Annotated in this window: 10 protein-coding genes; 1 reads left to right on the top strand and 9 read right to left on the bottom strand. The window is 63.3% G+C overall.

The window, feature by feature from the left end:
• Positions 1 to 409: 409 nt before the first annotated feature.
• The 9 genes from MMG94_RS20845 to MMG94_RS20805 all read right to left on the bottom strand — a co-directional run bounded on the left by MMG94_RS20845 (position 410) and on the right by MMG94_RS20805 (position 12,111).
• Entirely contained in the window at positions 410 to 1,360 is a 951-nt protein-coding gene (locus MMG94_RS20845; RefSeq protein WP_016919157.1) for a DUF2493 domain-containing protein, read from the bottom strand.
• A 331-nt stretch (positions 1,361 to 1,691) separates the two neighbouring features.
• Positions 1,692 to 2,972, bottom strand: a complete 1,281-nt coding sequence (locus MMG94_RS20840; protein ID WP_016919158.1) for a type II toxin-antitoxin system HipA family toxin — start codon at positions 2,970 to 2,972, stop codon at positions 1,692 to 1,694.
• On the bottom strand, positions 2,962 to 3,300 hold the full coding sequence (locus MMG94_RS20835; protein WP_016919159.1) for a helix-turn-helix transcriptional regulator: 339 nt from the start codon (positions 3,298 to 3,300) through the stop codon (positions 2,962 to 2,964). Before MMG94_RS20835 ends, MMG94_RS20840 begins: the two co-directional genes overlap by 11 nt.
• Before the next feature lie 204 nt (positions 3,301 to 3,504).
• Positions 3,505 to 4,503, bottom strand: coding sequence for a DUF7146 domain-containing protein (locus MMG94_RS20830; protein ID WP_016919160.1), 999 nt, complete (start codon positions 4,501 to 4,503; stop codon positions 3,505 to 3,507).
• 18 nt (positions 4,504 to 4,521) lie between these two features.
• Positions 4,522 to 9,000 carry a strawberry notch-like NTP hydrolase domain-containing protein gene (locus MMG94_RS20825; RefSeq protein ID WP_016919161.1) on the bottom strand — a complete coding sequence of 1,493 codons (4,479 nt, stop codon included), beginning with the start codon at positions 8,998 to 9,000 and terminating at the stop codon, positions 4,522 to 4,524.
• A 99-nt stretch (positions 9,001 to 9,099) separates the two neighbouring features.
• Entirely contained in the window at positions 9,100 to 9,513 is a 414-nt protein-coding gene (locus MMG94_RS20820) for a hypothetical protein (protein ID WP_051001102.1), read from the bottom strand.
• Between the two features lie 81 nt (positions 9,514 to 9,594).
• Positions 9,595 to 11,667, bottom strand: coding sequence for a ParB/RepB/Spo0J family partition protein (locus MMG94_RS20815; protein WP_016919163.1), 2,073 nt, complete (start codon positions 11,665 to 11,667; stop codon positions 9,595 to 9,597).
• A gap of 82 nt (positions 11,668 to 11,749) precedes the next feature.
• The gene (locus tag MMG94_RS20810) at positions 11,750 to 11,956 is read right to left on the bottom strand and encodes a hypothetical protein (protein WP_202948248.1); all 207 of its coding nucleotides are present in this window, start codon (positions 11,954 to 11,956) and stop codon (positions 11,750 to 11,752) included.
• Positions 11,953 to 12,111 carry a hypothetical protein gene (locus MMG94_RS20805; RefSeq protein ID WP_202948249.1) on the bottom strand — a complete coding sequence of 53 codons (159 nt, stop codon included), beginning with the start codon at positions 12,109 to 12,111 and terminating at the stop codon, positions 11,953 to 11,955. The genes MMG94_RS20810 and MMG94_RS20805 overlap by 4 nt, the downstream gene beginning before the upstream one ends.
• 470 nt (positions 12,112 to 12,581) lie before the next feature.
• Here MMG94_RS20805 and MMG94_RS20800 point away from each other — a divergent pair, with 470 nt between their 5' ends.
• Positions 12,582 to 13,160, top strand: coding sequence for a restriction endonuclease subunit S (locus tag MMG94_RS20800; protein ID WP_016919164.1), 579 nt, complete (start codon positions 12,582 to 12,584; stop codon positions 13,158 to 13,160).

Raw genomic sequence — 13,160 nt, 5'->3', positions numbered from 1 at the left:
GCCGGAAAGGGTCTCACCAAATCAAAGCTGCGGAGTTTTTCAAAGTTTCGCACTCTAAGCGCGTCTTTGCGCATTAATGCCGATTCTGCCGGGAGGCGCAACGTTTTTAGTACTAACAAGACGTTAACGGCTTCGCGATTCGTCTTGCCGCAATAGATGCAGCGCCGGATCGCGCCGGCGCAGTAAATTCTAGGCGCGCCGCCCACCTAACTGGCGGGCACGGGGTCGTTAGCCGCGGCTAACTTTTTCTGCTTTTCTCGTTCGGATCAGAAATTTTTAGGCGCGTTAGCCGCGGCTAACTCCGACTCGGATCACAGTCCTCATGGACGCGGCCCTCGCATAGACTTTGCGCCAACGCCCTCACGTCCGAAAGCGCCATTCAGTCGTCGTCGGACTTTGGCCTCTCGGCCTAGCTGCCCTCCTTGGCGAACCGCCACACCGGGATCCCCATCTTGCGGGCCTTGTCGGCGAGGTTCTCGACGATCCCCGATCCCGGGAAGACGATGACCCCGATGGGCAGCGCCTCGAGTATCGCGTCGTTGCGCTTGAAGGGCGCGGCGTTCTTGTGTCGCGTCCACTCCGGTTTGAAGGCAACCTGGGGAACTTTGCGATTGTCCGCCCAACAGGCGGCGATGCGCTCTGCGCCCTTCGGACCCGCGCCGTGGAGGAGAACCATGTCCGGGTGCTTCGAGTGCACCTTGTCGAGCGTATCCCAGATTCGTTGATGATCGTTGCAATCCACACCGCCGGCGAACGCGATGCGAGGGCCGAGTGGCAGAAGCACCTGCGTCTCGACGAGCTTTTTGGCGTTTAGGAAGTCCCGGCTGTCGATCATCGCCGCCGTCAGGGCGCGGTGATTAACCTGCGATCCCGAGCGCGGACGCCAAGAGGAACCGGTCTCGGTCGCGTAAAGCTCCGCGAGATGGTCGCGAAAGAATTCGAAGGCGTTGCGTCGTTCGGTGAGTGTGAGCCCTTGCGCGATCAGCCGCTCAAGTTCGACTGAGCGGATTTCGGAGCCGTCCTGTTCGGCCTGCGAACGCCGTTGCGCGGTTTCGTTGTCGTCGAGTTCGCGGTCGATACGCTGCGCCTTGCGATGAAAGAGATTGACGAAGGACCACAGGAGGTCGGGGAGATCGGCTTCGAGACGGGTGTCGAGAAAGAGGTTCGATAGGGCTTCGACGGCGGACTCGAGCGCAAGGGACGCGGTGGCAGAGGAGGGCAGAGGGCGCGGATCAGGTTCGTCGTCCAGGGGGCGATAGCCATGCGAAGCCAGTTCGTCCAGAAGATGCGAAGAAGGAGATGAAGCGTCGTGGTCGGGAGCAATGCTCTCAAAGGACTTAGAGGCGAATTCATCGTTCATGTCGGAAGTCTTTCGCTTGAGGCCGCGCCGATCGCGGCCTGACGGCGATCTTGAGCCGCGGGCGGTTCGCGCCGCACCCAGAGGGTCGAAGCAAAGCGAAGAACGCTACCCGACGACTTCTTTGGGTCGCGAGGAATGCCCGAAGCGCAAGCATAGGGCAGGGGAAAGAAGTCGGCGGGAAGCGTTGCGGCAAGCGAGCCGCTTGTGGCGACATCGCTGCTCTCTCAGGCCGGCGCGCGGCCCTCTCGCGAAAACAGACCGCCGCTTACGATGAGCTCCCCCTCGAGCACCGTCGAGTCCTCATTGCTGCGCTCCGTAAAGCATCTGCATTTTACGCCAGCAGCGCTGAGAGCGTTGGCGGGGCGCCTTCGAAAGCAAACGGATGCAGGAACTGCCTTCGCCATAGCAGGCTTCGATCCACGTCGCTGAGGGCGGCTTCGGCGCAGACCGCCGCCCACCGATCACAGATCGTCGTGATCTGATGCCGCACCATAGCCAATGCCTCCGCCTGCGAAAGCAAAAACGACGGAGCGGCGTCAAGGCACAGGCCAACCCGGCTCAGTCGCTTGCCGCCGGCGATCAGCATCGCCTGGGTGGCTTCGCCCCCGGCGCGCGCCTGGGGGCAGATGTCATAGGCCGGCGTGAGCGCCAGCTTCTCGCCGTCCCAGAAGGCCGAATGATTTCTAGCGTGATCGTCCGTGTTGCCGCACAAGACGTTGAACAGTATGCGGCCGAACAGCTCTCTGAGGGTTTCCCTCGGAGCCACGAAGCGGTGTCGGATGACGGTCGCCAGGTCTTCATAGCTGGCGTAACGGGCCATCATCTCGTCGAGCTCGAGCAGCGTCAAAGCGGAGACCATCGCGCGACGGCACCAACCCTCTCCTGCCTTCTCCCGATCGAAACGCTCGACAAGCAGAACGTCCTTGCCGGCTGTCCGCTGCAAGGTCACCCCCGCCACGTCCAACCCGCTCTCGGCCGCAAGACGCATGGCCACGTATTCAGCTTTGACGACGCTGTAGAGATCGCTTTGCGATGAGAACTTCGCGACGTATTTCCGATCTGCCGACGCGATCATCGCTTTCGGACGGGCGCCGCCAATGGAGCTGCCATGCAACAGCGCCTGATCGAGCTCCGGGGTGAGAGGGATGCCAGCTTCGATGCTCGCGGCGGCGGTCGATAGCTCCTCAAGCGAGGCAGGCGCCGCCTCACGAGCGACGTAGCGGGTGGCGGACGTCTGAAAATCCAGAGCGCCGATCCGGTCGGAACCAGATTCGAGGAGGTAGGTAAGCTCGTCCAGCGAAGCGACATCGATTCCGGGCCCCTTAACGCCGAGCCTCCGATTGAGGATAACGCGCCGGCCCCAAGCATCGGGCGCCGCGTCTCGGATGCAGCTCGGCATCCGCAATCCATTGAGAAGCGGCAGCACGCCGGCTCGCAGCGGCAGTTCGGGTTCATAAAGCGGGATTGCGTTCTTCCTGGCGAGAAAGCTCCGCCCGTAATTGAAGAGCAGCTGATCGCCCGCGGCGGCGAGCCTGCCGGCGACGACCGGTTCAATCGCGCCGGGCAGCCAGACCCAGACGAACGCTTCCTTTGGAGCGGCTTCAGAAGTCATCCTTGGCCTCGACCTTGGAAACGCGCACCGCCTTGGGCAGAAGTGTGAGTATTGCCGTATTGATTCCGATCGCGCTCGTCAGCGCGGCCTGATCGGCGTCGAAGAGGCGCACGCCGACGATAGCCGCGGCCTCGAACACGGCGCCGATCCCGCAGCCCGGATCTCCCTTCTCGATCCTTTGTACGAGACCGCGAGACAGCCCGGCGCGCTCGGCCAGTTCGGTCGTCGTCATCTTCCGTTCGATCCGGGCGCGCCGGATCAGCTGACCCAGCATCACGACGGCGTCGTGGCTGTAGCGGGAATAGGGTCGGGTTATCGGCTTGGCCATCGCTAGCGCCCTATTAATAGACCACCTTTTGCTCAACGCTTTATTTATAGCTCAAAACTCGTTTGCGCAAGCGTGAGGCCCCGGATATGTCCCATAAATGGATCATCTGGATGTAGATGGCCCGTTTCTAGATCACGCCGAAGCCCTCGCAAAACTCGAGACATAGAAGACGCCTCGTTCAACGGCGCGGCGACAACTTGGCGTTCAGCCCCAAATCAGCCGTGCAACCCGGTCGTGCATGCTTTCGCGCGAGGTCATACGCAGCTCGCCGTTAAAATCAGCGCCGAACGAAATGATCGTCGTCGCGTCGATGAGATGATCTTTCATTCGCGCAGACAGTCTTTGCGCAGCGCTTCGACCCGGCTCGTCGTTGTCGGCGGCAATGACAAGCCGTCGTAGACTCGATGGCGGACGCCAAGCGGCAAGATGCGCGGCGGAAAGCGCCGCGACCGTCGGAATGCCGGGAAAAGCGCTGTTGAGCGAGAGGACCGTTTCAATTCCTTCGCCGATGATGGCGAAGTCATCGATGGCGCCGAAACGTACGCCGTTGCCGAGTATGACGCCGAGCGAACGTCGTGGAGAAGCGACGTTCGCCTTGTCGTTACGCGCCAGATCTAGAAAGGTTCGATGAATGCCCCTGATCTCGCCGTTGTTGTCGGTGACGGCGGCGACGAGCGCCGGCAATTTTCGGGGCGGAGATTTGGGGTCGCGATAAAGCAGCGCCCAGTGATAGCGAAGCGGCGCGTCGTGAAGATCGGCGGCGATTTTCCGCGCGCGGAGATAGGCCTCCGCTGGCGTGCCGTCGATCGGGCGCGACGCCGCCCAAATCTCTTGAGCGAGCGCAACGGTGTCGTGTTCGCTCGAATGGCGGTCTCGTCGCTCCGAACTTCTTGCGCGCGGCGCCCCCAAAAAGCGCCGCGCCTCGTCGAGCGTATCGCGAAAGGACGCGAGCCCCTCTCGCGCGCGGATGAGATCAAGAAGGTCGCCATATTCGCCTGTCGCGCCATCAGCCCATTTGCCCCGCGCTCCCTTACCAGAGAGAGGCCCCTTGAGCCGCACATAGAGGCTTCGGCCGGCGTGGTTGTTCACGTCGCCGACGATCCAATAATTGCCGCACCGACGACCGTTCGAAAGATAATGCCTGCAGACGTCCTCGACATGCTCGGCGAGGCCGCTGGACAGAGTCCGAGTGGGGCTTTCCATCACTGCCTCCCACCGTTCTCAAGAATTCACGCGGGTCGCAGGCGCGACGCGGAGCAGCGGATAGAGCGCCAGGAGCTTCTCGATGATCTTTGCAACGTCGTCACCAAGTGGCACGAAGAGCCGCAGCTTCCAGGCGATGATTTCGGAAAGAAGGCCCTGCGCCTTCAATCGGTCGACCATCGTGTCGCTAAAGCCCGTGAGTTCGAGCCGATGCCGGTTCATCACGAGCGAGCGCTTGAGGACCAGCCCCTCAGCGAGCACGAGCCCCGCGCCGTCCTGCATCACCGCGGCAAGGGCCGCTGCTTGCGCAAGCACAGGGGCCCCGGCGCCCGTTGCTTCGAGGAGGACGGCGGCGCTCGCCGGCGAGACGAGCCGGCCGATGATCCGTTCGCCCTCATCGGTCTGCAACCGATAGACTCGTGCCGCTTCGTCGGGGAGCCGGTTCCAGACCGGCAGCAACAGGCCGGTCACGATATGGAACGTGCTCTCGGTCAGTTCCGGAAGGGATGCGACCTCTATCTCCCATGCCCGCCGGAATTCTTCCGAGCTTGCGTCGCGCCAATGCGAGCGCTGTAAGGCATCGACGGCGACCACTTCAGCATGGGTCGGTCGCAGCAGACGAACCCGCGGCTGAACCGAGCCGTCGTCCTGCATCAACGCGGTCGCTGGCAATTTGACGGCCGCGCGGCCCGACTGGTCGTTGATCATCAGTCGCGATTTTTGCGAGGCGGTCGCATAGTCGAGCGCCTCGCCCAGCGTCGTGATCCGCGTCTTGTCCTTGCGCAGGATCGTAAGAAGCTGCGTCTCCGCACCGCTCTTGCCATGCACGGCGATCGTTTGACGGTTCGTGACGACAAGGCTTTCGGCCGCCAGCGTCTCGACGCCGACGTCAAAGACGCCGGCCTGGATCGCGGCCTCGACCTGCGCTTCCATCAGCCCCTCGAACACCTCGAAGAGGAGGTTCTGCAGCGCGATCGGCAGAGCAAGGATGCGGTTGAGGAAGGTCGAGATCGGCGGCAACTCCTCCTTGAGGCTGCCGTCCTGGTCGGTGAGATCGAGGCCCGTCGCTTCCATAAAGCGCGTCAGCGAACAGCCTTCGACCTTGCCGGCATAGACCAGTTGATAGAGCCGGCGCAGCGCCGCGCGGCCGTAGGGCGATTCGAGATTGTCCTCGGGCCGGAACAGGCCCTGGCCGCCGGTCTGGCGCTGGCCCCGCGTGATGGCGCCGAGCGTGTCGAGCCGCCGGGCGATCGTCGAGAGAAAGCGCTTCTCGCCCTTCACATTGGTCGCGACGGGACGGAACAAGGACGGCTGCGCCTGATTTGTGCGGTTGGTGCGCCCAAGGCCCTGGATGGCGTTGTCAGCCTTCCAGCCGGGTTCGAGTAGATAATGGACGCGCAGGCGCTGGTTTTTGGCGCTGCAGTCGGCGTGATAGGACCGCCCCGTGCCGCCGGCGTCGGAAAACACGAGAATGCGCTTCTCGTCATCCATGAAGGCCTGCGTCTCGCCAAGATTGGCCGAGGCCGGCCGGTTCTCGACGCAAAGCCGGTCCGAGCCGTCGGCGTTGTTCTTGCGCACGATCCGCCGCGAGCGGCCGGTGACCTCGGCGACCAGCTCGGTCCCAAAGCGCTGGACGATCTGGTCGAGCGCGCCCTGCACGGCGGGAAGGGCGGCGAGATGCTCGATCAGGCGATCCCGGCGCTCCATGGCCTCGCGCGACTGGATGGGATTGCCGTGCTCGTCGACCACGGGCCGAGAGTGCAGATCGCCATTCTCGTCGGAATAGACCTCATAGAGCTGGGTCGGGAAGGAGTGAGCGAGATAGTCGAGAACATATTCGCGCGGGGTGATGTCGCAGGACAGATCACCCCATTCCGAAGTGGGTATTTCAGCAAGGCGGCGCTCCATCAGCGCTTCGCTGGTCGAGACGATCTGAACGACGGCGGCGTGGCCGGCTTTCAAATCCCGTTCGATCGAGACGATCAGGCTCGGGACCTTCATCGCCGTGATCAGGTGATTGAAGAAGCGCTGTTTATTGGACTCGAAGGCCGAGCGCGCGGCGCTCTTGGCGTTGCGGTTATAGGCCCGGCCGCCTTCGCCGGTGATATTCGCGGCTTCCAGCGCCGCGGTCAGATTGTTATGAATGATCTCGAAGGCGCCGGCGTAGGCGTCATAGATGCGGATCTGCTCCGCCGAAAGCTGGTGCTCCAGCATCTCGACTTCGACTCCAGCGTAGGAGAGGGCGCGCGAGGCATAGAGGCCCAGCGCTTTCAGATCACGCGCCAGCACCTCCAGGGCGGCGATCCCGCCGGCCTCCATCGCCGCGACAAAGTCCTGGCGCGTCGCGAAGGGGATGTCCGTCGAGCCCCACAGCCCGAGACGCGTGGCGTAGGCGAGATTGGCGACGGTCGTCGCCCCGGTAGCCGAGACATAAAGGACCCGGGCGTCGGGCAGGGCGTTTTGCAACCGCAGGCCGGCACGGCCCTGCTGCGAGGCGGTCTTCTCGCCGCGCTCGCCCTTGTCGCCGACCGCGTTGGCGAGGGCGTGCGCCTCGTCGAAGACGATGACGCCGTCAAAATCCGCTCCCAGCCAGTCGACGATTTGCGTCAGGCGCGCAGCCTTCAACACGCCGTCGCGGCCCTGGCGTTCGTCCGAGCGCAGAGTCGAATAGGTCGTGAACAGAATGCCCTCGGAAAGGCCGATCGACGTGCCCTGCTTGAAGCGGGACTGCGGGACGATCTGCAGCTTCTCCTGGCCGAGCGCCGCCCAGTCCCGCTGCGCGTCTTCGAACAGCTTGTCGGATTTGGAGATCCAGAGCGCTTTGCGCCGACCTTTGAGCCAATTGTCGAGGACGACGCCCGCGACCTGACGACCTTTGCCGGCGCCGGTGCCGTCGCCGAGATAATAACCGCGGCGAAAGCGCACCGCCTTTTCGGCGTCGTCGGGGGCGACGGAGACCGTATCGAAGCTTTCATCGACGAGGAAGGAGCCGACAAGATGGCTGGAATGGGCGTCGCCGGCGGAGATCACGCTCTCGAGCTGCGCGTCGGAGAGAAGCCCTGACGCGATGACGCTTTTGGGGAGATGCGGCCGATAGGAGGGCTTTGGCGGCGCGACTGACGCCATGGCGGCGGATTGCACGAGCGTCGTCGGATGTGGGTTAGCGCCATGAATCGCGATCGACTGCACGGCATAGGGCTCATAGAGGCCGGCGCTGAGCGCGCCGCCCTCGGGCGCTTTCCATTGGCGAAGCTCATAGGCGAGCTCGACGATCTCGACCGGCGAAGCGGAGCGCGGGGCATGGACCGGAGCAACGTCCGCGTAGTTGCGCGGGGCAGGGCGCGGCGGCTCCGTGAACGCGAGAAGCGGGGCCGCGCGGCGTGTTGTAAAGATTGGCGCGATCGAATCGGCGATCGCGCCGACTCCTCCGAGGACCGATGTATCGCCATGGACCGGCGCGTCCGCAGCGAAGGGTGCGCGCGGCGGAACTTCCCGCTGCACGAGCGCGAGCAGCTCGGGAAGGCCCGCGATCGGACCAAATCCGCCGGGAAATTCTTTTGGATTTTCAGCCGGCGTCTTGTCGAAAACCGTCAGCCTGCTTTCGACGCTCGTCCCATGGCGAGCGAAAAATCCGCGCGCGAGCGAGGCGGTGAAGACAAGCCGTCCTTGTTCCTGCAAACGCTCGAAGCTTCCGCGCCAGCTATTCGAGGTCGACGTAAAGGTCTCGCCGGTGATTGCGACAAGCCGGCCGCCAGTTCGAAGACTCGCGAGGCTCGCCCGGATATGCTCGAATGTCGCCGCAGCGTGTCGACCCTCGATCAGCGGCGACGAGGAGAACGGCGGATTCATCAGCACAACGCTTGGCGTGACACTCGGGTCGAGGCGATCGTGAAGCTGCGCGCCGTCAAAACGGCTGAGCGGCGCTCCGGGAAACAGGAGTTTCAGGAGATCAGCTCTAGTCTCGGCCCATTCGTTGAGGATGAGCTTCGCGCCGGCAAGCTCGGCATGGATCGCGAGCATCCCCGTGCCGGCGGAGGGTTCGAGCACGATGTCCCCAGCGCCGAGCCCCGCCGCGAGGCTAGCGACATAGGCGGATTCCAGCGGCGTCGAGAACTGCTGCAGAGCGTGGCTTTCTTCCGAGCGCCGCGTCTCGCTCGGCAGCAACGCTCCTAACTTCGAGAGCATCGCCAGGACGCGCGCGGGCTCCTGGTTCGACCGCGCGATCATCGCCGGACTATAGCGGCGCAGAAACAGGACCTGCGCCGCCTCCAGCGCCTCGTAAGCGTCCTTCCAGCGCCAGGCGCCCTCCGCGTCGCTCGCGCCAAAGGCGCTTTCCATCGCCGCGCGCAGGCCGACGACATTGATCGGCTGGCCCTTGGCCAGCAGGCCGACCAGCTTCTGCGCCGCCATCATCAGCGCGTGCGGCTTATCATCGGTCGCGAAGGAAAATTCAGCTTGGGTCGCTTTGCTGCGGACAGCGGCGAGGCTCGGGCTCATCGATCATCTCCGGAATTCTTGGGATCGGCCCGGGACGCTCTCTCTCGATCCTTCCCGGGCTCGCCCTTCCCGGCAAAGCCCTCTTGCTCTCCTTTCCACTCACCCGCACGCCAGCCACTTGTGCGCGAGCGGTCCGAACATCCGGCTGATCAGCGAAAGATCGCCACTCATCACGGCGCGGACATATCCGGCGAGTTCGGCGGGGCGATCCAGTAACGACAAGGGCGCGAGATGATTGAGCCCGCCGTCGTAGTCGCGCCGACCCTCGCAGGTGCGGATCAGAATCCCGCTGTCGGCGCCGGTCGCTGGTTGGCAAACTTGGATGTGCACCCGTTCATGGTGCAACGTGATCTCACCACTGACGGCAACGCCGCCGCGGTGCGAGCGCAGGTCATATGAAACTTCCGGAAAGCGCAGTTCCTTTGCGAGCGCGCGCAACGCGAACCGCGCTTGGCGATGAAACGCTTTCTTCTGCTCGCCGTCATAGGCGCAGCGTCGATACCAGTCGAACATCACGACCTCCGCATAAGAAAAGAGCCCGCCGGTGAGGGCGAGCTCGCTCAAAGATGATGGGAATGAAGGAGTTGGCTCCGACTATTCGGCGGCGGCTGGATAATCTTCGGTCGTCTCGTCGAGAAACGCAGGCAGCTCCGCGCTTTCCGCGATCGAAGCATCGCTCTCTAAAGAGCTTGCTTCCTCGATTGGAGTGGACGCATCGAGGCGAGATGTGCGCAAGCCGTCCGGCAGCCATCCCGTTCCTTGCAAAAGACGCTCGGCCTCAACGGCCATGTCCGCCTTCTTCAGGTGAGCGATCATCTCCGCCGTCTCGTCGCCCTTCGCCTCCCGCACCGCCGCGAGGATGTGCGCCTTCGTGACCTTGCCGAGGAAGCTCTCTACGCTGGCGCTCCAAAAGCCACGCATATCGAGAGCGAGATGCTCGGCGAGATGGTCCGCGTGCCGGAGCGCGCCGGTTCGCCTCTCCCAGGGCATGTTCAGCGCATTGACGCTGAGGGCGATGCACAGCGCGAAGAGCTCGGCGCGGACGGTCTCGTCCTGAGCGAGCAGCCAGGACCAGAGATCGCCCGCATCGGCGGGCAGGCGCATCTGCCAGTTCCCGGAGGATTCGAGCAGCGTTCGCGCCGCGAGGCTGTCGCCGATGTCAGGGGCGTGAGACCCGAGCGTAACGCTGCGCTCGGAGAGATCGAGACAGGAGTGTGAAGTCGTGCTGTAGAAGGCGTTCAGCGCCAGAGCATGCGTCGCGGCGAGAAACGCGGCCTGGGGATTGCTGGCCAGGCTCAAACGCATCGCCACGGTGCGATGGGCCGAAAGCTCGACGATCATGAGACCAGAGAGTTTTGGCGAGGTCTCGACCTCTTCCTCGACGGGCGGAGACGTAGCAATGCCCGACTTGGCGTCGACGCCTGCCGTCGCATCGCCAGCACTCAAGGTGGCGCCGGATCTCGCCTCCCCCGCCGCGGCGAAAGGGCCACCCTCCTTGCGCGCTTCGTCCTCGGGGCGGACAAATCCGCGCTCGACCTTCAAGCGGCCGTTGTAGTCGATACTGACGAAAACGCCGGCGCGGGCGATCTCGCCCCTATCATAGACCGCGGGACGCTCATCGACCGCTGCGAGCTCCGCCTCGAGTTCGGCGATTCGCCGATCGACCTCTTCCGGGAGATCATCGGCGCTTTCGTGTTCCTCCGAGAGACGATTGTATTCGGCGACGGCGGCGTCGTAACGGGATTGCTCTTCATCGATAAGCGGCGCTTGGGTTCCCAACAGTCGCCGCAGGCCATTGGTGTGGCCGTAGGGAAATTCGATCGCGGTCCCCAACCACTTCCAACCTTCCGCGCGGATTTCCGCGCCGGCGCGTTCGAGTTTCTCGCGCGCAAGGCGATCGAGCAACGCCGCATCCTGCAGCCATCCCCCGTCGTCGCGATTGAAGAGATCGCGCAGGACAGCGCCGCCTGCCGTCTCATAGGCCTCGCTCCCGACGAACAGCGCACGCTTGTCGGACGCCCGGACCGCACCCTGCGTCAGCTGGCGGCGGATCGCATGGGGCCCTTTGTCGTAAGAGTTTGACAGGGCCTCCCAGACTTCCGCTTGCCTTTCGTGATCGTCGGTCACGCAAAAGGCCATGAGCTGCTCGAGGCTCAATTCCTCGGCGACGTAGAGATCTAGCAGCTTGGGGCTCGCCGCGGCGAGTTTCAGCCTCTGGCGGACCACTTGCGCGCCAACAAAAAACCGCGCCGCGATGTCGTCGATGCTCAGGCCCTGGTCGTGCAGGTTCTTGAAGGCCCTGAATTGATCGAGCGGATGCAGCGCCTCGCGCATCGTGTTCTCGGCAAGCGAGTCTTCCTCCTCGACGCCATCCCTCTTCACGATGCAGGGGATTGTCGCGTTCTTCGCGAGGCGCTTCTGCTTGACAAGCAGTTTTAGCGCGGCGAGCCGGCGCCCCCCGGCGCTCACGGCATATTTTCCGGTTTCGGCACCGTCGCCATCGACGAGCGGACGGACGCTCAGCGACTGCAGCAGTCCGCGCCGGGCGATATCCTCGGCTAGGTCCTCCACGCTCACCCCAGCTTTGATGCGCCGCACGTTCGCGCCCGACGCCACGAGCTTATCCAGCCCGATATCAATCGCGCTCACCAGTGTGATCTTCGACATGTCCTTCGACTCCGCGAAGGGCAGGCGAAAGCCTCTCTCTCGCCTCCGTTCCCTTCGCAGATCCCGAAGGGCCCTCTCACTCTCAGGCCGCCGCCTGCCTCGCTCCGCAGACCGGCAAGTTACACACATCAGCCCTGGCGTGAGCGTAAGCCTCTGCGACCGCGACGAGCGGCGCATAATAGAGCGCGTCCCAGGGCAGCGGATCAGCCGGCCGGCCTACCGCTATCATCGGGCCGTGGATCGCGAGTTGCGCGACTTTGCCGAGATCTACCTTGCGGCTATCGATCACGGGCCCACGATCGCTGCGGCTTTGACCATCTCGCAGCCATAGCCGCTCAGCCAGCCGTTCTCGTAATGCAATGAAAAACTACCCCGTCCGATGAATAGATGCCCGCCTTGGGTGGCGAGGGCGTTGGCGATAGCGTCGCTGTAGTCATAGTTCATGAGCGAGCCTCCACGACGGGCGCGCGGGAGCCTCTCTCTCGCCTACCCGCCCGTCGTGAAGCTTTGCCTCCTCTCTAACTCTCGGGCTTCGCCTGAGGGCTTCGGCAGGCCACCCTTGCCCAGGATGAGCACATGCCTGCAGAATTATAGAAAGACAGGCAGATATGACGTAAATTCATGATCTTATGCGCGAGACGAAGAAAGTCTTTCTCCCACCCACACTTCCAAATCGAGGCCCACAAGCCTCCAATCAACGGCCCGTTGACTTTCCAATTACCCGTCCTGACCTCGCAGAGAGTTCCGTCCTCCTGAGCCGCTCCTATGCGCTCAAGCTACCGCTACAAGCGCGCTTGGCAGCCGATGCGCGCTCTTCGGTGGAGTGGCGGAGCGTCGAGTGCTGGAGAAATATAGTTGGAGGACGTCTCGAATTGAGATATTGACAGCTTTCGGAGTTTTTCCTAGTTTGAGACATGCTCGAACTCAGGAAAATTGCCAGCACATTTTCGGGGGTGACGGTCCAAGAGGCCGATGGCGGGACTGCGCGCTTCGTGCGGCTGTCTGATCTGTCGGACCTGAAGGCCGGACGCAAGCCCGTGCTGGCTGCCGGAGAAGCGCCGACGGTTGCGCGAGCCCTCCCAATCGAGGATGGGGATTTGATTATCGGTGCGCGCGGCGCTGCGACGGACGTTTGTCTCGCGACACCTGGAATGTTGGGAGCGTTCGTGTCGCTGGATCTCTATCTCGTTCGTCCCGATGTCTCGAAAGTCGCCCCAGGCTATCTCGTGGCCGTTCTCGAACTTCCTGCAACTCAAGTTTTGTTCGCTGGCGGCAAGCAGGGAAGTGGTCTTGCTCGACTTCCAAAGGATGCTCTGGAGAACGTGCCAATTCCCCTCCCGCCCTTACCTCAGCAGCGGCTGATCGCGGAACTGGCGGAGTCCTTCAATGATGAGGATAGGCTGCTGAAACGGCTAGCCGATCTCAACTCCATTCTTGGTCGAGAGGCCATCGCGCGCGCCATCCGTGCTGTAAACCAGCGCCAGAATTCTTAG

This window comes from Methylocystis parvus OBBP (genome assembly GCF_027571405.1).
In the GTDB taxonomy this organism is placed as follows: Bacteria; Pseudomonadota; Alphaproteobacteria; order Rhizobiales; family Beijerinckiaceae; genus Methylocystis; species Methylocystis parva.
Note: the sequence above shows the minus strand (reverse complement) of the source record. Positions and strands in the feature narration are given on the sequence as shown.